At 68.2% G+C, this 23,568-nt stretch carries 18 protein-coding genes; 6 read left to right on the forward strand and 12 right to left on the reverse strand.

The annotated features are described in order from the left end of the window. The 3 genes from OHZ10_RS25935 to OHZ10_RS25945 all read right to left on the reverse strand — a co-directional run bounded on the left by OHZ10_RS25935 (nt 1) and on the right by OHZ10_RS25945 (nt 5,375). Nucleotides 1–1,230 (reverse strand): efflux RND transporter periplasmic adaptor subunit, encoded by a 1,230-nt coding sequence (locus tag OHZ10_RS25935; protein ID WP_059240680.1) that lies wholly within the window; start codon nt 1,228–1,230, stop codon nt 1–3. Nucleotides 1,231–1,266: 36 nt separating this feature from the next. Beyond that, entirely contained in the window at nt 1,267–4,434 is a 3,168-nt protein-coding gene (locus OHZ10_RS25940; protein ID WP_174992248.1) for an efflux RND transporter permease subunit, read from the reverse strand. A 185-nt stretch (nt 4,435–4,619) separates the two neighbouring features. Continuing rightward, nucleotides 4,620–5,375, reverse strand: a complete 756-nt coding sequence (locus tag OHZ10_RS25945) for a Crp/Fnr family transcriptional regulator (RefSeq protein ID WP_342704756.1) — start codon at nt 5,373–5,375, stop codon at nt 4,620–4,622. A 168-nt stretch (nt 5,376–5,543) separates the two neighbouring features. Here OHZ10_RS25945 and OHZ10_RS25950 point away from each other — a divergent pair, with 168 nt between their 5' ends. After that, on the forward strand, nt 5,544–7,196 hold the full coding sequence (locus OHZ10_RS25950; RefSeq protein WP_059240677.1) for an acyl-CoA synthetase: 1,653 nt from the start codon (nt 5,544–5,546) through the stop codon (nt 7,194–7,196). Between the two features lie 37 nt (nt 7,197–7,233). Here the strand turns inward: OHZ10_RS25950 and OHZ10_RS25955 are convergent, their stop codons facing one another. The 4 genes from OHZ10_RS25955 to OHZ10_RS25970 form a co-directional block, all read right to left on the reverse strand. Further along, entirely contained in the window at nt 7,234–9,216 is a 1,983-nt protein-coding gene (locus OHZ10_RS25955; protein WP_342704758.1) for a methyl-accepting chemotaxis protein, read from the reverse strand. Between the two features lie 140 nt (nt 9,217–9,356). Beyond that, nucleotides 9,357–9,788 (reverse strand): YqaA family protein, encoded by a 432-nt coding sequence (locus tag OHZ10_RS25960; RefSeq protein WP_340625012.1) that lies wholly within the window; start codon nt 9,786–9,788, stop codon nt 9,357–9,359. 71 nt (nt 9,789–9,859) lie between these two features. Then, complete coding sequence (gene kch, locus OHZ10_RS25965; protein WP_174992245.1) at nt 9,860–11,035, reverse strand: voltage-gated potassium channel protein; 1,176 nt, start codon at nt 11,033–11,035, stop codon at nt 9,860–9,862. Nucleotides 11,036–11,156: 121 nt separating this feature from the next. Next, nucleotides 11,157–11,807 (reverse strand): LysE family translocator, encoded by a 651-nt coding sequence (locus OHZ10_RS25970; protein WP_342704759.1) that lies wholly within the window; start codon nt 11,805–11,807, stop codon nt 11,157–11,159. A 285-nt stretch (nt 11,808–12,092) separates the two neighbouring features. Here OHZ10_RS25970 and OHZ10_RS25975 point away from each other — a divergent pair, with 285 nt between their 5' ends. Beyond that, entirely contained in the window at nt 12,093–12,575 is a 483-nt protein-coding gene (locus OHZ10_RS25975) for an Lrp/AsnC family transcriptional regulator (protein ID WP_059240672.1), read from the forward strand. 374 nt (nt 12,576–12,949) lie between these two features. On the opposite strand, the gene OHZ10_RS25980 is transcribed toward OHZ10_RS25975, so the two are convergent. Beyond that, the gene (locus OHZ10_RS25980) at nt 12,950–13,093 is read right to left on the reverse strand and encodes a hypothetical protein (RefSeq protein WP_226195990.1); all 144 of its coding nucleotides are present in this window, start codon (nt 13,091–13,093) and stop codon (nt 12,950–12,952) included. Between the two features lie 231 nt (nt 13,094–13,324). After that, nucleotides 13,325–14,983, reverse strand: a complete 1,659-nt coding sequence (locus OHZ10_RS25985; protein ID WP_256086433.1) for an IclR family transcriptional regulator — start codon at nt 14,981–14,983, stop codon at nt 13,325–13,327. 177 nt (nt 14,984–15,160) lie between these two features. Here OHZ10_RS25985 and OHZ10_RS25990 point away from each other — a divergent pair, with 177 nt between their 5' ends. The 3 genes from OHZ10_RS25990 to OHZ10_RS26000 all read left to right on the forward strand — a co-directional run bounded on the left by OHZ10_RS25990 (nt 15,161) and on the right by OHZ10_RS26000 (nt 19,122). Further along, nucleotides 15,161–16,120: an MBL fold metallo-hydrolase gene (locus tag OHZ10_RS25990; protein WP_174992242.1), complete on the forward strand. Its 960-nt coding sequence runs from the start codon at nt 15,161–15,163 to the stop codon at nt 16,118–16,120. A 183-nt stretch (nt 16,121–16,303) separates the two neighbouring features. Next, a complete protein-coding gene (locus OHZ10_RS25995; RefSeq protein ID WP_174992241.1) occupies nt 16,304–17,668 on the forward strand; it encodes an MFS transporter in 1,365 nt (454 codons plus the stop codon). Between the two features lie 86 nt (nt 17,669–17,754). Continuing rightward, nucleotides 17,755–19,122 (forward strand): MFS transporter, encoded by a 1,368-nt coding sequence (locus tag OHZ10_RS26000; RefSeq protein ID WP_340625009.1) that lies wholly within the window; start codon nt 17,755–17,757, stop codon nt 19,120–19,122. A gap of 70 nt (nt 19,123–19,192) precedes the next feature. Here OHZ10_RS26000 and OHZ10_RS26005 read toward each other — a convergent pair whose 3' ends face one another. The 3 genes from OHZ10_RS26005 to OHZ10_RS26020 form a co-directional block, all read right to left on the reverse strand. Further along, complete coding sequence (locus tag OHZ10_RS26005) at nt 19,193–20,992, reverse strand: sensor domain-containing diguanylate cyclase (protein WP_425394784.1); 1,800 nt, start codon at nt 20,990–20,992, stop codon at nt 19,193–19,195. Between the two features lie 220 nt (nt 20,993–21,212). Further along, nucleotides 21,213–21,617 carry a nuclear transport factor 2 family protein gene (locus OHZ10_RS26015; RefSeq protein ID WP_340625006.1) on the reverse strand — a complete coding sequence of 135 codons (405 nt, stop codon included), beginning with the start codon at nt 21,615–21,617 and terminating at the stop codon, nt 21,213–21,215. 41 nt (nt 21,618–21,658) lie between these two features. Next, nucleotides 21,659–22,459 (reverse strand): SDR family NAD(P)-dependent oxidoreductase, encoded by an 801-nt coding sequence (locus OHZ10_RS26020; protein ID WP_059240665.1) that lies wholly within the window; start codon nt 22,457–22,459, stop codon nt 21,659–21,661. Between the two features lie 132 nt (nt 22,460–22,591). Here OHZ10_RS26020 and OHZ10_RS26025 point away from each other — a divergent pair, with 132 nt between their 5' ends. After that, nucleotides 22,592–23,551, forward strand: a complete 960-nt coding sequence (locus OHZ10_RS26025) for a GlxA family transcriptional regulator (RefSeq protein WP_342704764.1) — start codon at nt 22,592–22,594, stop codon at nt 23,549–23,551. Nucleotides 23,552–23,568: the final 17 nt, after the last annotated feature.

Below are 23,568 nucleotides of genomic sequence, written 5' to 3' on the forward strand. Positions count from 1 at the left end.
TCACGACTTGGCTCCCGCGACGGAAGAGGCGGGTTGTGCCGGCGGCGCCTGCACGACCACCTTGTCGCCGTTCGCGAGCGCGTCGCTCGGGTTCGCGACGAGGCGATCGTTCGGCGTGAGCGGGCCGTCGACTTCGAGCGTCTGGCCGATCGTGCGCACGACCGTCACCTGCTTCAGATGGACCAGCCCGTTCGCATCGACGGTCGCGACGGTCGGGCCTTCACCGCGGAACAGCAGCGTATTGGCCGGCACCTGCAGGCGGCCGATCGGCGTCATCGGCAGCGTGGCCTGCACGTAAGCGCCGGGCAGCAGCCGGCCGTCCGGGTTCGGCAGCGTGATCTCGCTCTGCAGCGAGCGCGTCGCGACGTCGATCGCCTCGGACGTGCGCGTGATCGTGCCGTCGAAGGTCCGGCCCGGCAGCTCGGCCTGCGCGACGCTCACGTGCTGGCCGACCTTCACCTGCTGCGCGTAGGCCTGCGGCACCTGCACGTACAGGCGCAGCCGGTCGGCCTGCACGACCGTGAACAGCGAGCGGCCCGCGTTGCCGGAGCTGACGAGATCGCCGACGTCGACGTTGCGCTGCGTGACGATCCCGTCGATCGGCGCGACGATCCGCTGGAACCCCTTCAGCTCGGTGAGCCGGCGCATGTTCGCATCGGCCGCGGCGAGGTTCGCGGTGCCCTGGTTGAACGCGCCTTGCCGGTCGTCGAGTTCCTGCTGCGACACGGCATCGCGCTGGCGCAGTTGCTGTGCGCGGTCGAACGACGTCTTCGCGAGCGCGAGCGCGGCCTGCGCCTGCTGGCGTTGCGCGGTGGCCTGCGCAAGTTCCTGGTTCAGCTCGGGCGTGTCGAGTTCGGCGAGCGTTTGCCCCTGCTTCACGTGCGCGCCGATGTCGGCCTGCCAGCGCAGCACGTAGCCGCTCGCCCGCGCGTAGATCGGCGCCTCCACGAAGCCGCGCAGCGTGCCGGGCAGCGTCAGCTTGCCGCCGGTCGCCGCGTCGACCGGATGCACGACGCTCACGTACTGGCGCGTGTTCTGCTCGGCGACCGCGTCGAGCCGGTTGCGGTTCAGCACGTTGACGACGATCGTGCGCGCGGCACCGGCGGCCAGTAGCACGCCGATCACGATCAGGACGATGCGCCCGCGCCGCGACACCGACGTGCGCGTCGGCAGGTGCATGCCGTGTTCGTCCACCTGGATGCCGACGGAGCTGTGATGTTTCTCTTCCATGAATTCAACCAATTCAACCGGGTAGTGGGGCGAAAGTCAGTGTCCGGCCCGGCGCGCGCGCCGGCGGGCCAGCCGCGCATGCACGCCGCCGAACACGAGCGGCACGAACAGCAACGTCGAAACGGTCGCGAACAGCAGCCCGCCGATCACCGCGCGGCCGAGCGGCGCGTTCTGCTCGGCGCCTTCGCCGAGACCGAGCGCCATCGGCACCATCCCGATGATCATCGCGAGCGCCGTCATCAGCACCGGCCGGATCCGCGTCGCGCCGGCTTCCAGCGCGGCGGTCAGCGGCGGCGCGCCGGCCGCGAGGCGCTGGCGCGCGAACGACACGACCAGAATGCTGTTCGCGGTCGCGACGCCGACCGTCATGATCGCGCCGGTCAGCGCGGGCACGCTCAGGTGCGTGCCGGTGATGAACAGCATCCATGCGATGCCGGCGAGCGCGGCCGGCATCGCGCTGATGATGATCAGCGGGTCGAGCCACGACTGGAAATTGACGACGATCAGCAGGTAGACGAGCACGATCGCCATCGCGACGCCCGCGCCGAGGCCGATATACGACGTGCGCATCGTCTCGATCTGGCCGCGCATCGTCAGGTCGGTGCCGCGCGGCAGCGTCGCGCGCGCGTCGGACACGATGCGGTCGATCTCGCCCGCGACCGCGCCGAGGTCGCGCCCCTCGACGCTCACGTACACGTCGATCGCCGGGCGGATGTTGTAGTGCGTGATCACCGCCGGGCTGGAGACGCTGCGCATCTGCACCAGGTTGCCAAGCAGCTGCAGCGGCATGCCCGTGCGGCCGCTCGCCGAGATCGGCGTGCCGAGCAGGTCGTCGACCGACGAGATGTTGTATTGCGGGGTCTGGATCTGCAGCGGGTACTGGACGCCGGTGCGCGGGTTGATCCAGAACGACGGCGTCGTCTGCGAACTGCCGGACAGCGAGATCAGCATGTTCTGCGCGACGTTCTGCGCGGAGAGGTTGAGCTGCTGCATGCGCGTACGATCCATGTCGGCCAGCAGGGTCGGCTCGTCGTTGCGTTGCAGCACGTGCACGTCGACGGCGCCGGGGATTTGCCTGAACTTTTTCATCAGGCTGCTCGCGATAGTCATGTTACTCGCGAGATCGTTGCCGAGCACCTGCACGTCGATGGCGGCCGGCTGGCCGAAGTTGAGGATCTGCGTGATGATGTCCGACGGCTGGAAGAAGAACTCGACGCCCGGGAAGCGCTGGGGCAGCAGCGCGCGCAGCGTCTGCACGTAGTGCTGGGTCGCGCGGTGGCCGGGCTTCAGCGCGATCAGCAGCTCGCCGTCGAGCGTGCCGATCGTGCCGGCGTTGCTGTACGACAGGTTGATGCCGCTCACCGGCAGGCCGAGGTTGTCGACGATCGCGCCGAGCTCGTCGGGCGGCACGGTTTCGCGGATCACGCGTTCGACCTGATCGGCGAGGCGAGCGGTTTCCTCGATCCGGAAGCCGGTCGGCGCGCGCATGTGCAGCCGGATGTTGCCGGAATCGGCGTTCGGGAAGAAGTCGCGGCCGAGCACGAATACCAGGCCCGTCGACAGCACGCAGAAGCCGAGGAAGCACATCGCGTAGAAGCGGCGGCGCACGAGCAGGATGCTGAGCAGCACGATGTACCACGCACGCAGCCGCTCGAACGCGTTGTTGAACGCGTGATGGAGGCGCGCGAACCGCGACGTCGAATGGTCGGGGCCGGTGCTCGCCTGCTGCGGGCGGAACAGCAGCATCGCGAGCGTCGGCACCAGCGTGCGCGACAGCACGTACGACGCGAGCATCGCGAACACGACGGCTTCCGCGAGCGGCACGAACAGGAAGCGCGCGACGCCCGTCAGGAAGAACATCGGCACGAACACGATGCAGATGCACAGCGTCGACACGAACGCGGGCACCGCGATCTCGCCGGCGCCTTCGAGGATCGCGTCGTGCAGATTGGTGCCGAGATGCAGGTGCCGCTCGATGTTCTCGATCGTGACGGTCGCATCGTCCACCAGGATCCCGACCGCGAGCGCGAGCCCGCCGAGCGTCATGATGTTGATCGTCTCCCCGAGCGCGGACAGCGCGATCAGCGACGTGAAGATCGACAGCGGGATCGAGATCGCGATGATCAGCGTGCTGCGCCAGTTGCCGAGGAACAGCAGGATCATCATCGCGGTCAGCACCGCGGCGATCAGCGCTTCGTGGATCACGCCCTGGACGGCCGCGTCGACGAATACCGACTGGTCGAACAGCGGCGTGATCGTGAGTCCTTCGGGCAGCGTCGGGATCACCTTCGGCAGCAGCGCCTTCAGGTCGGACACGACCTTGAGCGTCGATGCATCGCCGCTTTTCAGGATCGAGATGAGCACGCCGCGCTGGCCGTTCTGGCGCACGACGTTGGTCTGCGGCGCGAAGCCGTCGCGTACCGACGCCACCTCGCGCAGGTAGGTCGTCGCGCCGTTGACGGTCTGGATCGGCAGGTCGTTGATGTCGGCGATCGTGTCGGCCGACGCGTTCGTGTCGATCCGGTATTCGGTCTGGCCCATCTTCGCGGTGCCGGTCGGCAGCACGAGGTTCTGCGCGTTGATCGAGTTGACGATGTCGGCCGGCGTGAGGCCCTTCGCGAGCAGCGCCTGCGGATCGAGGTCGATCGCGACCACGCGCGTGCGGCCACCGTACGGGAACGGGATCTGCACGCCCGGCACCGTGATCAGTTGCGGCCGCAGGAAGTTGAGCGCGATGTCGGCGAGCGACTGTTCGCTGAGCGTCTTGCTCGACAGCCCGAGCTGGATCACCGGGATGCTCGACGCCGAATAGGTGATCACGAGCGGCGGCGTCGCGCCCTGGGGCATCTGCCGCACGATCGCCTGCGCGGACGAGACCGTCTGCGCGATCGCCGTCTGCACGTTCGCGCCCGGCTGCAGGAACACCTTCACGACCGCGATGCCGGGCAACGACGTCGATTCGACGTGCTGGATGTTGTTGACGGTCGTCGTCAGGATCCGCTCATGGACGGACGTGATCCGGCTGGTCATCTCCGTCGCGGAGAAGCCGTTGTAATTCCAGATCACGCTGATCACGGGGATGTTGATCGCGGGCAGCACGTCGACCGGTGTGCGCATCAGCGCAAGCGGCGTGGCCAGCACGATCATGATGGCCATGACGATGAACGTGTAGGGGCGCTTGAGCGCGAGATTGACGATCCACATGGAGGCAGCGGGACAGGCGGTGATCAGGCGTCGGTGAAGGGAACCCGAATGATAGGCGTCGGCGTGGAACGGGTTACTGTCGCGAAACTGGCGGAACTGTCAGGTTGGGGGCGCGAGCGGCTCGCCGATTCTGCAGACGGAATGCACGCGTCGCGATGGCGACGGTTTCGCTGATCGCGCTGCGTTCAAAGCTGCTCCATCCCGAAGCGTGCGAGCGCCGCCAGTTCGACGACCTCGATCTGGTTGTACGCGAGCCGCAACGCACCGAGCTTCTCGAGCTGCTGCAACGCCTGGTTGATCCGCTGCCGCGATACGCCGACGAGCATGCCCAGTTCCTCCTGCGAGATCGACAACGACGGGCCGGTATCCGGGTACAGGTCGGGATTGAAGAGCTGCGCGAGCGCCTGCGCGACGCGCGCGTCGACGTCGAGCAGCCGGCTGTTCTGGATCGACGCGATGAATTCGCCCATCCGGTTGTTCAGCTGGTGGATCACGAAACGCGTGAACGGCAGGCTGGTATCGAGCAGCGCATGGAAGGTGTCGACCGGCACGAACAGCACGGTCGAGCGCTGGATCGCGACGACTTCGTACTTGCGCAGCTCGCGCTTGATCACGCTGCCTTCGCCGAACCAGCCGCCCGACGGCACGCCGGAAAACGTGCAGCCGCGGCCCGATACGTTGAAGATCGCGAGCTTCAGCAACCCCTGGTGCACGCCGATCCAGTATTCGGACGGCGCGAGCCGGTGTGCGATCACGTCGCCGGCCTCGCATTGCTCGACGTGCGACTGCGCGAGCACGAGCGCCTGGTGTTCGGGCGCAAGCGTGCGGAACCATGCGCACTGGCCGAACAGCGTCGACAGCGGCGCAAGCGGGCCGGGTTCGGGAAGCGTATCGGCCGGGTGGGCGGCCGCGTCGGGCGGCGCAACGTGTTGGTCGTGCATGGGTGCGGGTTTGCGAGGATAGGGATAACGCGCAACGCTCGAAAGGCACTCTGTCGTTTCGATGACAGACGGCTCACAATAGCGCCCGTTAGGCTGTCGGCAATTGAACCACATCAAAACGATCCGGGGTGGATGCACGCCGGTCGACAGGACACGGGAGACAGGATCATGACGCAGATGTTCGAGGCCGGACTCGGCCGCCGCGACGCCAATTACGTGCCGCTCACCCCGATCGACTTCCTGGTCCGGACGGCCGAAGTCTACGGGGCGCGCCTTGCGATCGTGCACGGCGACGTGCGGCGCACGTGGGGCGAGACCTACACGCGTTCGAAGCAGCTGGCGAGCGCGCTCGCGCAGGCTGGCGTCGGCCGTGGCGACACCGTCGCGGCGATGCTGCCGAACATCCCGGCGATGGTCGAGGCGCACTTCGGCGTGCCGATGGCCGGTGCGGTGCTGAACACGATCAACACGCGGCTCGACGTATCGTCGGTGCTGTTCATGCTCCGTCACGGCGAGGCGAAGGTGCTGATCGTCGACACCGAATACGCGGAATTCGCGCATCGCGCGGCGCTCGAGGTGCCGGGCCTGAAGATCGTCAGCGTGGCCGATGCGATGCCGGCCGACCCCGACCGGTTCGCGGGCGCGACCGACTATGAGGCGTTCCTGGCGGGCGGCGACGCCGACTACGCATGGACGCCGCCCGCCGACGAATGGGATGCGATCGCGCTGAACTACACGTCCGGCACGACCGGCGATCCGAAGGGCGTCGTCTACCACCATCGCGGCGCGTATCTCGCGGCGATCAGCAACCTCCTCGAATGGGACATGCCGAAGCACGCGGTGTATCTGTGGACGCTGCCGATGTTCCACTGCAACGGCTGGTGCTTCCCGTGGGCCGTCGCGGCGCGCGCGGGCGTGAACGTGTGCCTGCGCAGGTTCGACGCGAAGACCGTGTTCGACCTGATCCGCCGCGAACGCATCACGCATTATTGCGGCGCGCCGATCGTGCAGAGCGCGATCGCGAACGCGCCGGCCGAATTCCGTGAAGGAATCGACCATACGGTGCACGCGATGGTCGCGGGCGCGGCGCCCGCGCCGGCCGTGATCGCGAAGATGAAGGAGATCGGTTTCGACCTGCTGCACGTGTACGGGCTGACCGAGGTGTATGGCCCGGCGACCGTCTGCGCGAAGCAGGCGCACTGGGAAGCCGTGTCCGACGAGGAACGCGCGCGGCTGAATGCGCGGCAGGGCGTGCGTTACCACCTCGAAGCAGGCGCGACGGTGCTCGATCCCGACACGATGGCGCCGGTGCCGGCCGACGGCGAGACGCTCGGCGAGATCATGTTCCGCGGCAACATCTGCATGAAGGGCTACCTGAAGAACCCGAAGGCGACCGACGATGCGTTCCACGGCGGCTGGTTCCATACCGGCGATCTCGCGGTGCTGATGCCGGATGGCTATATCCGGATCAAGGATCGCAAGAAGGACATCATCATCTCGGGCGGCGAGAACATTTCGAGCATCGAGGTCGAGGACGCGCTGTACCGCCATCCGGCAGTCGCCGTCGCGGCCGTCGTCGCGATGCCCGACCCGAAATGGGGCGAGGTGCCGTGCGCGTTCGTCGAGCTGCGCGAAGGCGCGAGCGCGACCGAGGAGGAGATCGTCGCGCACTGCCGGCAACTGCTCGCGGGCTTCAAGGTGCCGAAGGCCGTGCGCTTCGGCGAGCTGCCGAAGACGTCGACCGGCAAGATCCAGAAGTTCCAGCTGCGCAATGCGGTCGGCTCCGACAAGGCGATCGACCTGGCGGGCGACAAGAAGTAGGCGAGGCGCCCGGCCCTGGCCGATCATCCGTCGTCCGTTACGCGTCGCGGCCGAGCCGGAACACGCTGACCGCGTCCGACAGCTGCGCGGCCTGGTCGCGCAGCGCGACGGCCGCGCGTTCGGCATCCGAGATCAGCGTCGCATTCTGCTGCGTCGCGTTGCCGATCTGCGTGACGGCCAGGTTCACCTGCTCGATGCCGGTCGATTGCTCGCGCGATGCGGCGCTGATCTCGCCGATCAGCGTGCGGACCTGGTCGACTCGCGCGACGATGTCGCGCATCGTGCCGCGCGCGGCGTCCGCGATCCGGTAACCCTGTTCGACGGTCGTCGACGATTCGGCGCTCAGCGCGTCGATCTCCTTGACCGCGGCCGCGCTGCGCTGCGCGAGCGCGCGCACTTCGGCCGCGACCACCGCGAAGCCCTTGCCGTGCTCGCCCGCGCGGGCGGCCTCGACGGCCGCGTTCAGCGCGAGGATGTTGGTCTGGAACGCGATGCCTTCGATCGCGCCGGTGATCTCGGCGATCCGGCGCGTCGCACGGCCGATGTCGTCCATCGTCGCGACCACGCGCTGCACCGCGGCGTCGCCGTTCGTCGCGGCGGCCGACGCGTCCGCCACCAGCGCATTGGCCTGCGCCGCATGCTCGGCGTTCTGCTGCACGGCGGCGGTGATCTGTTCCATGCTGGCCGCCGTCTGTTCGACGCTGCTCGCCTGCGTCGCGATCCGTGCGGCGATGTCGCCGCTGCCGGCCGCGATGTCGACCGTGCCGCGCGCGATGTCGGCCGAGCTGTTGCGCACCTGCGCGACGATCCGCGCGAGGCCGTCGCCGATTCCGTCGACCGCCTGCACGAGCCGGCCGATTTCGTCGTGGCCGGCGCCGCCGTGCGCATCCGCGCCGTCGCGGATGCGCACGCTGAGATCGCCCGCCGCATAGCGTTCGGAGGCCCGGGCCGCGGCATCGAGCGGCCGGCTCACGACGCGGCGCACCACGATGACGAACAGCGTCGCGAACGCCGCGACGAGCACGGCGCCGATCATCAGGAAGTGGTTGCGCGTGGCGCGCATGGACGCGAGCAGTTCGTCGTCGAGCGCGATGCCGCCGACGAGCCATTGCCACTGCGGAATCGTCGTGAACGACACGAATTTGGCGGTCGCCCGGACGTCGTGCGCGGCCGGGTCGGTCGACGTGTAGGCGAGCCGGCCCTCGCCGGCGGCGAGCATGCGCGCGTACGGTGCGCGCGCGTCGTCGGCAGGCTGGCCGGCCGCGTCGGGATGCACGACGAAGGTGCCGCGCGCCGGGCCCTGCGACGCATCGAGCACGAAGTAGTACCCGTTGTCGCCGATCTTCAGCGAACGGATGCCGTCTTCGACGAGCTTGAGCTCGGCGCCGATGTCGAGGCCGACGAACAGCGCGCCGATCACGCGGCCGGTCGCATCGGTCACCGGCTTGTACTGCGTGATGTACGGCCGGCCGAACAGCTTCGCGAGGCCCGTGTAGCTGCGCCCGGCGACGAGCGGCGCGTACGCGGGGCCGGCGCGGTCGAGCTTCGTGCCGACTGCGCGCGCGCCGTCCTGCTTTTTCAGCGACGTCGTGATGCGCACGAATTCGTCGCCGTCGCGCGCGAAGATCGTCGCGATCGCGCCGCTTTTCTTCAGGAACTGGTCGGGAATCGAGTAATCGAGGTCGAGCGGCTGGCCGCCCGCATAGAGGGTTGGCGCGGCGACGCCGCCGATGTCGACGGTGCGCGCCGGGTCGAGCGAGAAATCGGCCGGCAGAAAGCTCGCGAACAGCGACATCGAACGGTCGGCTTCGGTGGACAGCGCCTTGTCGAACAGGTCGACCATCGCGCGGATCGACCGTTCCTTGTCGACGATCCGCATGTGTGCTTCTTCGGCGAGCTGTTGGCCGGCGAAATGAGCGAGCGTCCACGCGAACACGGTGAACAGCAGGGCGACCAGCGCGCACGCCAGCGCGGCCAGACGCGCGCCGACGCTCACCCGGCCCAATTGGGTCAATCTCATGAAACATCCTGAGTGGGGAGGGAGAGGGGGCGGAACGCACGCGTCACCGCTTGGGTTCCGTTAATACGGCAACTTCGGCGATTTCTTTAGGGGGCGTCGTCGATGGCGGCCCGGGCGGGCGGAGGGCGGGGCAGCGAAAGTCAGTGCGTCACGAGCCACGCGATAACCAGGTAACGGCCGACCTTCGCGATCGTCACGATGACGAGAAAGGTCGGCAGCGGCTCGCGCAGCACGCCGGCGATCATCGTCAGCGGATCGCCGATCACCGGCGCCCAGCTCAGCAACAGCGACCAGCGGCCGTAGCGCCCATACCAGCGCTCGGCGCGCGCGAGCGCGGCCGGTTTGACCGGGAACCAGCGGCGGTCGCGGAAGTGCTCGATGCCGCGCCCGAGCGCCCAGTTGATCGCCGAGCCGGCGACGTTGCCGATGCTCGCGACGAGCACCAGCGCCCACACGGGTTCGCGCCCGGCGAGCAGCAGGCCGGCGAGCACGGCCTCGGACTGGAGCGGAAACAGGGTCGCGGCGACCATCGACACGGCGAACAGGCCGCCGTAAGTGAGCAATTCGGACATCGCGCGATTGTACCGGCCGCACGCGGGCCGGCCCGGGTCATACGGTCACAGGCGCGCGGCGCCCGCCGGCGTCACGCGGCGTCGGCCGTGCCGAACAGCAGATGCGAGATCACCGACTTGTCGACCGGCTCGTCGTTGAGCGTGCTGGCGAGCAGTTCGCCCGCGAGCTGCTGCGGCGAGAACACCATGTCGGGTTTCAGCAGGCGCAGCCGTTCGAGGTTGCGCTGCTGGTTCACGAGCGCGACCGTGCGCACCGTCGGCGCGATCTCGCGGATCGCGAGGATGATGAATGCGTTTTCGGCGTCGTCGGAGCGCAGCGCCAGCACCGCGCGCGCGGTCGCCGCGCCGGCGCTGTCCAGCACCGCATGGTCGGTCGCGTCACCGACGATCAGATCGGTTGAGGCCGCATAGTTGTGCTCGACACCGGCCGGCACGATCACGGTCACCGCGTAGCCGCGCTTGCGCAGCCCGTCGTGGACCGCGTGCGCAACCGGCGTCGCGCCGACGATCAGGAAATGATGCTTGCGGATCACGTTCGAAAGGCCTCCCTTGACGATCCGTTTCAGATTGCCGCCGATCACGGGGCCGACGACCGCGCTGATCGACGTCGCGAACACCGTGATGCCGAGCACGATCACCGACGCGGTGAACAGGCGCGCGGTCGGCGCGTGCGGGACGATGTCGCCGTAGCCGACCGTCGACATCGACACGATCGAGAAATAGACGGCGGTGGCGAGATCGTGGACCGGCGGCGTGAATTCGTCGCCGAGGTACAGCACGCCGAAGGTCGCGTAGATCAGCAGCGACACGATGCTCAGCAACGCGAACAGGCTGCTCGCGGCGACGCTCGCGCGGTCGAAGTGCCGCCAGTAATAGAGCAGCGCGACGACCAGCACGGCCGTGTAGACGAACACGGCGTGGCTTTGATAGCCGCCGAGCACGCTGATCGCGGCGGCCGCGACCAGCAGCACGATCGACAGCACCCACGCGACGCGGGCGCGCAGCACGATGCCGATGGCCATCGTCGCGAGGCCGGCCGCGACGACGACTTGCGGCAGCACGACGAGCCCCGCGTTGTCGACGAGGTTCAACGCATCGGCGAGCCATGCATGGTGCAGGCCGAGCCTGGCACGTGCGACGACGGGGCGCAGCACCATGAACGCATCGAGCGCGAGAAGGAGGGCGAGATACCAGTGCAGGCCGATCGGCGCGAACAGGCGCCGCAGGCGGGTAGTGACGTGCTTCATTCAGTCGCCCGGCGGGCCGGGCATGTCCAACGAACCAGCCGCTACCCTAAAGCATTCGGCGATCGGCTGCTTTTTCGCGGGGCCCGGCGGCCGCCGCGACGAAGCCGGCAGGCCCGGCCGCTCAGTTCCAGCCGACCATGATCGCGCCCATCCCGACGAGCAGCCCGCCGGTCACGCGATTCATTGCGCGCATCCGCGCCGGCCGCTGCAGCGCGCGGCTCAGCCGGTGCGAGAACAGCGCCATCGACGCGACCCCGCCCGCGAACAGCAGCGCGAACGTCGTCGCGAGCAGCAGGAATTGAAGGTTCAGGCTCCAGTCGGCATTCGGGCTGATGAACTGCGGAAAGAACGACGGAAAGAACAGCAGCGTTTTCGGATTCAGGCCGGAGGTGGCGACACCGCGCCAGAACAGCGCACGGTCGGTGTCGGTGTCCTGCCGACCGATTGCGGTTTCCGCGTCGGCCGATGCGGCGGGCGCGCCAGCCGGCGCACGGCTGAGCCATTGCCTGGCCCCGAGCCACACGAGATACGCGGCGCCGGCCCAGCGCAGCACGGTCAGTGCGTGTTCGTTGAGATGCACCAGCGAATTCAGGCACAGCGCGGTCAGCGCGAGTTGCAGCAGCACGGCGAGCGTGCCGCCCCACACGCATGGCAGCGCACGGCGCCAGCCGGCGCGCAGCGCCTGGTTCATCGTGAGCAGGTTGACGGGACCGGGGGCGTAGATCAGGACGACGGAAGCAGCGAGGAACGACAGATAAAGCTTGAACGACATGACGGAAGTGCAGGAACAGGGCCGCAGGCACCGGCCCCGCACGCGGTCGGATAGGCGTGCGGGCGGCGGGGAATCGCATGCCTGCCGGCCGGCACCGCAACTCGTGATTGCGGCCGTGCGTCCCGGTGCGAAGGGGTTGTCGCGGGGAGCGTGCCGGACAGCAGGCATGGAGAAAATGTATCAAGCGGCCCGGTTAAAAGGCTTCCTGTTTTCAGGCAAAACGGGCCTGAAACCAGAATCCTGTTCAGATAGAATGCCAGTTTTCAAAAGAAGATTCTTCTCATCATGGCTACCCGCGAACGCACGCCGAAAACGCTCGACAATCAGGATCGCAAGATCCTTGGTGCATTGCAGAAAAATGCGCGCCTGTCGAACGCCGAACTCGCCGAACAGATCGGCATGTCGACCACCGCATGCTGGAACCGCACGCGGCAGCTCGAACTCGATGGCTACATCGACGGTTACGTCGCATTGGTCAACCAGCGCATGCTCGGCTACGCCGACATCGTGATCCTCGAAGTCACGCTCGATCGCCACGAGGACGACGCGCTCGCGCGTTTCGGCTCGGAACTGGCGGCGCTGCCGGAGGTGCTCGAGGCGTATCTGGTGTCGGGCGAGTACGACTACTGGATCAAGGTCGCGGTGGATGGCACGGCCGGCTACGAACGCTTCCTGCGTGAAAAGCTGTACCGGATTTCGAGCATCCGTCACAGCCGCTCGATGTTCGCGCTGCGGTGCATGAAGGACGTGCCGTCGATCCAGGTGTGACGGGGGCGGAGATGGGGGGCGGCCGTCGCTGAAACGGCGGCGCGTGCGGCGGCGCGAGGGCGCGGCGAAAACCGCCAAAGGGCCGACAGGAAAGGCTCGCCGGGCGAGACGGTAGGCGGCCGCGAAAAACGGATGAATCTTCCGTTAGCGGCGGTGCGGCGCAATCGTGCGCCCGATATCGGCCATGAAGCGGCCTCAAGACGACTTTCAAACGCGCCCGACGCGGTGAGCCCATTCAGCCGGGACAAGCCCGGGGAGTTTCCACGTCGGCACCACCGTTTCCCGATGCCCGACGCAGCGGCCGCTGGCGGCGCGCGTCCGGGCAAGCGGATCGGGCGGGGAGTGTGCCGCTGGGCGGCGGCCGGTCGTGCTGCTCAGCGCGGCAGGCGCGCGTGTGCTTCAGCGATGACTTCGCAGGTCTCGAGGTGGAGCGCCCACGCTTCTGCAAGCAGCTCGCTCACACGTGCGAGCCAGCCAGTGGATTCGGTGGAACGGTCGGAGACGTTAGACGTTTGCATGACGAAGCCCCATATAGGTGGCGAGTTAGGGATAACCCTAATCATAGCGAAACATCACCGCCTTGTGAAATGCGATTTCGTTATATGAGAATTACTGACATTTTATGTTGCTGCCACGCAACATGAATATTGGCTGCCTTTGCGTGATGCACAGGCGTGCCGAGGCCGTGCCGGCACGGCCTCGCGGGTAGAAAGAATGGGGGAGTCGAGTGTCGGGGAAAGGGCGCGCGATTATCGGCCGATCCACCCGAACCGCCAGGACAGCCGCCGCGCCGCGGCCAGCAGCGTCTGCGCCAGGTCGCTGTCCGGCCCGCGCGGGAAGCCGCGCGACGAGCCGATGATCGCGATCACGAGCCGGATGCTGCCGGTGTGATCGAACACGGGGGCCGCGACCGTGCCGATGCCCGGCACCGGCGCGTCGAACGCGAAATCGAGTTCATCCGCGCGGATCGCCGCGAGCCGCGCGCGGAACGCGGCGTCGTCGGGTGCGGCGCGGCTGCCCGCGAGACGCACGGGTTCGTTGGCGAGCAGGTCGGCCAGCACGTCGTCGGACATGCCGGACGCAAAGATCCGGCCGATCGCCGTGTTGACGAGCGACATCACGGTGCCGACCTGCAGGCTCACGTGCTGCGGCCGCGCCGATTCTTCCAGACGGATCACCGTCGGGCCGAGGGGGCCGAGCGTCGCGGCGGCGACACTCATGTCGGTCGCGCCGGCCAGCGCGACGATCTCGGCTTCCGCGTCGCGCGTCGGCGACACACGCTGCATCGCGATCAGGCCGAGCGCCTGCGCGAGCGGGCCGCCATCGAAGCAGCCGGCGTCGTCACGGCTCAGCAGCCCGATCTTCTGCAGGCTGACCAGGTGCGGAAACGCCTTCGCGGCCGGCATGCCGGCTACCGCGGCGAGATCGCGCAGCGGCAGCGCACGGCCCGCCGACACCAGCGCGAGCAACAGTTCGCCGGTGCTGTCGAGCGCATTGATCCCGCGCTGCGCCTTCGCGTCGTCGGCCAGTGCCGGTGGCACGCGAGTCGCGCCCGCCGCCGGCGCGGGCGGCGGTTCGGCCGGATTCGACCTTTCCGCGCCGAGCGACGCGGTGGCCTGCCGTGCCGCTTCGCGCAAGGCCGTCGCGATCGGACCGTCCCAGCCGACATCGATCGACCCGCTCGAACCGATTACCGTCAACGCAAGCTGCAGGCGGCCGTACGCGTCGAAAACGGGCACGCACATCGCGCTGACGCCGGGGCTCGGCCGGTCGATGCTGCGTTCGATGCCGCGCGCGCGGATCGCATCGCGTTCGGCCCGTTGCGCGTCGGCGTCCGGCGCGGCGTGCCCGCCTTCGGCACCGGCAAGCGTCGCGCCCGCGCCGGCCTGACTGGCCGCCATCGCGTCGAGTTGCGCGGGATCGCCGAATGCGCGGAACACGCGCCCGGTCGCCGTCGTGTCGAGCGACATCACCGAGCCGACGTGCAGGTTCACGTGCAACGGATAGCCGCCGTGCTCGATGCGCACGATCGTCGGGCCGAGCGCGCCCGGCACCGACAGCGCGACGCTCAGCCCCACGGCTTCCGCGAGTTGCACCGCGTGCGGCAGCGTCGCGCGGTAGGCCGGCTGGCGCTCGATCGACATCAGTCCGAGCCGCAGCGACAGCGGGCCAGGCTCGTAGTTGCCGGTGAGCGCATCGCGCTTCACGAGCGCGAGCCGCGTCAGGCTGACCAGATAGGTGTGCGCCTGCGCGGTCGACAGGTCGGCCGCCGCGGCCAGCTCCGACAGCCCGAGCGGCTTGCGCCGGCGCGCGAGCGCGTCGAGCAGCCGTCCGCCGACCTCGACGCTCTGGATCCCGCGCTGCGCCTTGGGCGCCGCGTCGTCTGCGCTGACTTCGTGGTTCTGCACGCGATGATTCTTCCGTTGACGAAACCCCGCATGGTATCCGACGCCATTTACCGCGCCAGCCCGCAGGTTTACCCGCATTAAACAATAGCAAGCGTATTTGCCATTGACAAATATTCGGTGCGGGCAGATGATCCGCTCACTCCCCTCAACACATGGCTCGCAGCCACGGAACGCAACATGGCCAAAGCATTCGCCTCCCAAGCCGATCTGGAAGAGAAGAAAGTCACCTGGACGAAGCTGTCCGAGAACGCATACGCGTATACCGCCGAAGGCGACCCGAACTCGGGCGTGATCATCGGCGACGACAGCGTGCTGATCGTCGACACGACCGCGACGCCCGCGATGGCGCAGGACCTGATCGCGAAGATCCGCAGCGTGACCGACAAGCCGATCAAGCACGTGGTGCTGTCGCATTACCACGCGGTGCGCGTGCTCGGCGCATCCGCGTATTTCGACGAAGGCGCGCAGCAGGTGATCGCGAGCCGCGGCACGTACGAGATGATCGTCGAGCGCGGCGAGGCCGACATGAAGTCGGAGATCGAACGCTTCCCGCGCCTGTTCGCCGGTGTCGAGACGGTGCCGGGGCTGACCTGGCCGACGCTCGTGTTCGAGCGCGAGATCACGCTGTTCCTCGGCAAGCTCGAAGTGAAGATCATGCACGTCGGCTCGGGCCACACGAAGGGCGACACGATCGTCTGGCTGCCGTCGCAAAAGGTGCTGTTCTCGGGCGATCTCGTCGAATACGACGCCGCGTGCTATTGCGGCGACGCGCAGCTCGAACAGTGGCCGGCCACGCTCGAGGCGCTGCGCGCGCTCGGCGCCGAGAAGCTCGTGCCGGGCCGCGGCCCCGCGCTGCTGAACCCGGCCGAGGTCGACAAGGGCCTCGACTACACGAAGGATTTCGTCACGACGCTGCTCGCACAGGGCCGCAAGGCCGTCGAGCGCAATCTCGACCTGAAGGCGGCGATGGCGCTCACGCGCGAAGCGATGGACCCGAAGTTCGGCCACGTGTTCATCTACGAGCACTGTTTGCCGTTCGACGTGTCGCGCGCCTTCGACGAGGCGAGCGGCATCGCGCATCCGCGCATCTGGACCGCGCAGCGCGACAAGGACATGTGGGCCGCGCTGCAGGACTGAGCGGCACACGGCGGCGGGGCGTTCACCTGAACGCGCCGCCGTTTCCCTGAAGGCTGCGGCATCCGTGGCGGCAGAGCGCCGCGGTGCCGGCAGCCGTATCCGGTCTCACAAGAAAGCAGGGCGCATGCACGCCCTCGGAGACTGCTGCGCGCTCGACATCGCGCGGCCCGTTTGGAGAGAGACATGCCCCAATCGCTTCCCGCCGAAGCGACGCTCGCGCACGCGGGTGCTTCGGCGCCGACTTCCGTATCCGCATCCGCATCCGAATCCAGCGACGCGCAGCTGTTCCGCAAGATCGCGTGGCGGATCGTCCCGTTCCTGTTCCTCTGTTACGTCGTGTCGTTTCTCGACCGCATCAACATCGGCTTCGCGCAGCTGCAGATGAAGCACGACCTCGGCTTCAGCGATGCGATGTACGGTCTCGGCGCGGCGGTGTTCTACGTCGGCTACGTGTTCTGCGAAGTACCGAGCAACATGCTGCTCGCCCGCTTCGGCGCGCGCCGGACGTTCACGCGGATCATGCTGCTGTGGGGCATCGCGTCCACCGGGATGATGTTCGTGTCGCAGCCGTCGCATTTCTACGTGCTGCGCTTCCTGCTCGGCGTGTTCGAGGCCGGCTTCTTTCCCGGTATCGTGCTGTACCTGACCTACTGGTTCCCGGCGAACCGGCGCGCGGCGGCGATCTCGGTGTTCTTCGCGGGCGTCGCGGTGGCCGGCGTGCTCGGCGGCCTGATGTCGGGCTGGATCATGCGCGACATGAGCGGCGTGCTCGGGCTGCACGGCTGGCAATGGATGTTCGCGATCGAAGGCGCGCCGGCGATCCTGCTCGCGTTCGCCGCGTTCACGTTCCTCGTCGACCGGCCGCAGGACGCCGCGTGGCTCACGTCCGATGAAAAGGCGCGCGTCGCGGCGCTGTGCGCCGAAGGCCGCGGGCACGGCAGCGCGCACGACGGGCGCAGCGTGATGGCCGCGCTCGCGAATCCGCGCGTGTACCTGTTCGCGTTCATCTATTTCTCGCTGACCTGCGCGTCGCTGACGCTCAACTTCTGGATGCCGCTGATGATCCGCGACTTCGGCGTGACCGACGTCGTCGCGGTGAGCCTCTACACGGTCGTGCCGAACGCGGTCGGCGCGGTCGGGCTGGTGCTGATCGCGCGCCGCTCGGACCGCACCGGCGAGCGCCGCAAGCACTTCGCGTGCTGCACGATCGGCGGCGGCCTCGCGCTCGCGGCGCTGACGCTGCACCTGCACAGCTTCGCGGCGATGCTCGCGTGCCTGTCGATCGCGGCGACGCTGATCTTCGCCGCGCTGCCGATCTTCTGGTCGGTCCCGACCCGTTACCTGTCGGGCAACGCGGCCGCGGCCGGGATCGCGCTGATCAGCAGCATCGGGATCACGAGCGGGATCGTCAGCCCGTGGGTCATCGGGATGATCCGCACGCGCACCGGCAGCATGGATCTCGCCGTGTACCTGCTGGCCGCGCTGCTGGTGGCCAGCGGCGCGGCGCTGATGCTCGGCGTGAAGGGCGAGGCCGCACAGCGGGGCTGAGCGAACCGCGGCCGGTCGCTGCGCGCGGGCCGCGGCAACCGGCGCTTCATGTCCGTCCGCATCCGAATCCATCGAGGAGACGATCGATGTCAGCCCCTCTTCAAGCGCACGCCGCACCGGCCGTTGCGTCCGGTGCCGGTTCCACGGACGCGACCGGCGACGATGCGCTGTACCGTCGTATCGGCCGGCGGATCGTGCCGTTCCTGTTCATCTGCTACATCGTGTCGATCCTCGATCGCAGCAACATCGGTTTCGCGCAGTTGCAGATGCGGCAGGACCTCGGACTGACCGATGCGATGTACAGCCTCGGCGCGGTGCTGTTCTTTGTCGGCTACGTGCTGTTCGAGGTGCCGAGCAACGCGTTGCTGCGCCGCTTCGGTGCGCGCCGCACGTTCGCGCGGATCATGTTCCTGTGGGGCGCGGTGTCGGTCGCGATGATCACCGTCGACAGCGCGAAGCACTTTTACGTGCTGCGTTTCCTGCTCGGGCTGTTCGAGGCCGGGTTCTTTCCGGGCGTGGTGTTCTACCTGACCTACTGGTATCCGGCGCGGCGGCGCGCGTCGGTGCTGTCGATCTTCTATGCGGGCGTCGCGGTGGCCGGGATGGTCGGCGGCCTGCTGTCGGGCTGGCTCATGCGCGGGATGTCCGGCGTGATGGGGCTGCACGGCTGGCAATGGATGTTCGCGATCGAGGGCGCGCCCGCGATCCTGCTCGGCGTGATCGCGTGGTTCTGGCTGTGCGATCGTCCCGAGCACGCGCACTGGCTGTCCGACGCCGATCGCCGGCAGCTCGCGGCCGACCTGGCCGCCGACCACGCCGGCGCCGGCACGGGCACGCAGGCGCCGCGTTCGCTGCGGCAGGTGCTGGCCGAACCGCGCACGTACCTGTTCGCGTTCATCTATTTCTCGCTGACGACCGCGCTGCTGATGCTGCTGTTCTGGATGCCGCTGATGATCCGCGAATTCGGCATCCACGACGTCGTGCAGATCAGTCTGCTGTCGGTCGTGCCGAACGCGATCGGCGCGGCCGGCCTGATCGCAATCGCGCGGCGCTCGGACCGCAAGCGCGAACGGCGCCGGCACTTCGCCGCGTGCGCGGTCGGCGGTGCGGTGGCGCTTGCGCTGCTGACGCTGCACCTGCCGAGCATCGTCGCGATGATGGCGCTGCTGTCGATCGCGGCGATGCTGATCTTCGCCGCGCATCCGGTGTTCTGGGCCGTGCCGTCCGCGTATTTCTCGGGCGCCGGCGCAGCGGGCGGGATCGCGCTGATCAGCAGCATCGGCGTGTCGAGCGGGATGATCACGCCCTGGCTCGTCGGGCTGATCCGGACGCGAACCGGCAGCATGGACCCGGCGATGCTGATGATCGCGGCGTTGCTGGCCGCATGCGCGGCCGCGATGCTGCTGGGCGTGCCGCGCGACGACACGGGCGCGCGAGCGGACGCACCGCATTGACGGGCAGGTTCGGCGCGCAGGCGGCGGCGCGTTGCCGTCGTCCCGTTCGCGGCGAAGGCGCGCGACACGGCTACCCGCGATAGACCTCGATCCGGTTGCGGCCGCGCTCCTTCGCGAGATAGAGCGCCTTGTCGGCGCGCGACAGCGACTGGTACGCGCCGAAGTCCGACGCGCGCATCGCATCGATGCCGATACTCACGGTCAGCTCGACCTGCTGATCCTCGTGCATGAGCCGCGCCTGCATCGCACGCTGCTGCACGCGCCGCGCAAAGGCGAGCGCCATCTCGAGATCGGACCGCGGCAGCACGATCGCGAACTCCTCGCCGCCGACCCGGCCGACGACGCAGCCCGGCGCCGTTTCCGCGAGCAGCAGCCGCGCAAAGTGCCGGAGTGCGCGGTCGCCGAGCGGATGGCCCCAGCGGTCGTTCAGCGCCTTGAAGTGATCGAGGTCGAGCATCAGCACGGCGGCAGGCAGGCCGGTCGCGCGCATGTCGTACAGCGCGGCTTCGCTTTGCCGCATGAACGCATGGCGGTTCGACAACTGCGTCAGGTGGTCGGTCGTCGCCATCCGGTGTAGCTCGGCTTCGATGTGCTTGCGCTCGGTTGCATCGGTGATGAAGCCGTGCCACACGGTGCCGCCGTCCGCCATGCGCTGCGGGCGCGCATCGCCTTCGCGCCAGCGCAAGCCCTGGCCAGGCAGCAGCACGCGATATTCGAGCCGCCACGGCGTCAGTTGCACCGACGATTCGTGCAGCGACTGCCGATAGGCGACCAGGTCGGCCGGATGAATGCGCGTCTCGACCGCTTCCGCGTTGCGGGCGAGCTGCCCGGGCGTCAGTTCGTAGATGTCGCCCGCTCCCGCGCTGGCGTAGGAAAAGAAGCGGCGTCCGCCAGCCGTCTGCCGCAACTGGAACACGAGCCCGGGAACCTGGTTGGTGAGGTCGGTGACGAGCGCGGCCGAATCGCGCAGTCGCTCGGCGAGCTCGCGCAGCGCGGTGACGTCGGTGGTCGTGCCGACCATGCGCAAGGCCCGGCCGTTGCCGTCACGGGCGATTACCTTGCCGCGGCTGCGGATCCATTTGTAGCTGCCGTCCTTGCAGCGGATGCGGTGCTCGACCTCGTAGCTGTCGGTCCGGCTCTCGAAGTGCGCGAGCATCGTGGCTTTCACGTCGTCGACGTCGTCCGGATGCAGCCGTTCGTACGCCTCCTCGATCCGGTTGCTCAGTTCGTGCGGCGCATAGCCGAGCATCGCCTTCCACGCCGGCGAGTAATGAATCTCGCCGGTTGCGACGTTGCGGTCCCACACGCCGGTGCCGCTTTCGGTCAGTGCGAGCGTCGTCAGCGTGCTGTGCTCCTCGACGACGGCGAGCCGTTCGCGCATCGCGGTTTCCGCGAACGCGCGGGCGAGCGCATGTCCGGCGAGCCCGGCGAGGTCGCGCAGCAGCGCGGATTGCGCGGCGTCGAGCGTCAGGCGGGTGTCGTTGACGATGCCCAGCAGCAGCGTGCCCGGCGACAGGCCGTCGGGGGCGGCCAGTTCGCAGGCCGCGACGATCCGCGGTGCGCAAGGCATCCCGTCGTCCCGTTGCGGAATGTGTACGGCGTGCCGTCTTTCCGTAGACGAATGCGGTTCGATGTGCGGTGGAAAAAGATCGGCAGGAAGCGGGGCGGGCAACGTTCCATCGGCCGCCAGCACGCGTGGCATGCCGGCTTCGGCATGCGCGACGAACGCGCCGGACGCGCCGAAGTGCGCACGCGCGACGCGGCAGACGGTTTCCAGTTCGGGCAACGGCGGAAGGGCCGGCTGGCTGTCGGCGTCGCGCGCGGCGGCCGGCGCGTCGCCGGCCCCGGTGATGAACATACGGAGCCGCATGGTCGAATTCCGCAATGAACGATTGCGCTCGTGATCGGACGAGTGCCGATCGAATGTGACTGCCTGGGGACTGCAATCGCAGAGCTTACTGTTGTGCGGAATGCGTGGCAAGCGAAGCGGAATCGGCTTGCGGCATCGCGCATTGGCGCCGGTCGGGAGCGAATCTGAGGGATGCGGGCGGCAGCTCGCCGCCCGCATCGTTTGCGCGCGACCGGCGCTGTCAGCGCCGGGCCGGAAACGTGTCGCCGAACATCGGATATCCGCCGGCCGATTCGTCGCGCGCCGCTTCGTCCTGCAGTACGTCCCAGTGCTCGACGAGCCTGCCGTTCTCGACCCGCAGGATGTCCACCGCGATCAGCGCAACCGCGCTGGCCGCATGCGTGTAGCGGCTATGCACCCAGACGAAGTCGCCGTTGGCGGCCACGCGGTCGTATTCGAAACGCAGGCCGGGCATCGACGCGACCAGGCCGAACAAGCCGTCGCGCCCGGCCGGCACGTGCCGGCTGTGCTGGATGTAATCGTCGGCCCAGAATTGCGCGCCGCGATCGTAGTCCTTCCGGTTGAACAGCGTATCCAGCGCTTCGAGAACGAGGGCCGTATTCTTTTCTTCCAGTGCCGTGGTCATGACGCGTGCTCCCAGTGTCTGATCGGATCGGGGGGGCGGCGTCAATGCGTCGTCGCGTAGCGCGGCGCGGGCGTATCGGCCGACAGGTGCGGCACCATCGTGCGGCGTGCGGCCTCGTAGGCATCCCATTCGTGGCCCGCATGCAACGGCGGGATCGTGACGAGTTCGCCGCGATCGAAGCCGACCAGCGCGGCATCGACCATGTCCTGCGCGGTCATCACGATTTCCTTCGGCAGGTGTTCGAGCGGCAGGCCGCCCGTCTGCCAGAAATCGGTGGCTGTCGCGCCGGGCAGCACCGCTTGCACCTGCACGCCCTTGCCGGCGAGTTCGTGATGCAGCGACTGGCTGAACGCGAGCACGAACGCCTTGCTGCCGCCGTACACGCCGTTCAGCGTTTCCGGCGAGATCGCGACGATCGACGAAATGTTGATCACGGCGCCGCGGCCGCGGGCGACGAAGCCGGGTACGGCCGCGTAGGTCAGGCGCGTGAGTGCGGTCACGTTCAGGTCGATCATCCGCGTCATCGCGTCGACGTCGCTGTCGAGCAGCGGCGCATGCGTGCCGATGCCCGCGTTGTTCACGAGCAGCGTGATGCTCGCGTCCTGCTTCAGCTTCGCTTCGACGGCGGCGAGCGCCGCACGGTCATTGAGGTCCGCGTCGACGATCTCGACACTGCGCTGCGTGTCGTTCGTGATGCGCTCGGCGAGCGCGCTCAGCCGGTCGCGGTTGCGCGCGACCAGGATCAGGTCGTAGCCGCGGCGCGCGAGGCGGTCCGCGTAGACGGCGCCGATGCCCGACGATGCGCCGGTAATGAGGGCGGTACCGCGATGTGCTTGCGTCATGATGTGCTCCGTTTCGGTGGGAATGGCCGGATGGCGTGAAGGCATTCTGGTCTCGAACCGCTGCGACACAAATGACGTAGATGGGTATGATTCAGGACATCGGGCCGACCGACCCGGAACCGGAGAATGCACATGCACCGAATCGGCTTTCTGATCAGCGACGGTTTCCAGATCATGGCGCTCGCCGCGCAATCGGTGTTCGAGTACGCGAACATGGGCATGAACGAGCCGTTCTACGCGATCGACAATTATTCGGTCGAAGGCGGCGACGTGCGCTCGTCGCTCGGGCTGTCGGTTGCCACGCGTGCGCTGCGCGGGCGGATCGACGTCGATACGTGGATTGTCGCGGGCGTCAACGATCCGTTCGCCGCGCCGGCGCCGCCCGGCGTCGTCGCGTACCTGCGCCGTGCGAATGCGCGCGCGCGGCGGATCGCCGGGATCTGCACGGGCGCGTTCGTGCTGGCCGAGGCCGGGCTGCTCGCGCAGCGCCGCGCGACCACGCACTGGGCGTATGGCCGCGACATGCAGCGGCATTACCCGGAGATTCGCGTCGAGGAGGACCGGATCTACATCGTCGACGGCCCGATCTGGACCTCGGCCGGAATGACGGCCGGCCTCGACCTCGCGCTCGCCATGGTGGAAAAGGATCTCGGCGCCGATGCCGCGCGCTCGGTCGCGCACAAGCTCGTGATGCACCAGCGCCGCGCCGGCGGCCAGTCGCAGCATTCCGAAATGCTCGATCTCGCGCCGAAATCCGACCGGATCCAGAACGCGCTGAACTACGCGCGGCAGAACCTCGGTCGCGCGCTGACCGTCGAGGATCTGGCCGAGGCCGTCCATCTGAGTCCGCGCCAGTTCAGCCGGGTGTTCACGTTGGAAACGGGACAGTCGCCCGCGAAGGCGATCGAACGGCTGCGGCTCGAATCGGCGCGGTTGATGATCGAACAGAGCCGCCATCCGCTCGACGTGATCGCGAAGGAGAACGGTTTTCGCGATCGCCGGCACATGCGCGAGGTGTTCGTGCGCGGATTCGGCGTGCCGCCGCAGGCGATGCGGCGCGACGCGCGGGTGGACGAGCGGGAAACGGGCTGACGCCCGCCGGTGCGGGA

It is taken from the genome of Burkholderia arboris (assembly GCF_038723655.1).
Classification (GTDB): domain Bacteria; phylum Pseudomonadota; class Gammaproteobacteria; order Burkholderiales; family Burkholderiaceae; genus Burkholderia; species Burkholderia arboris.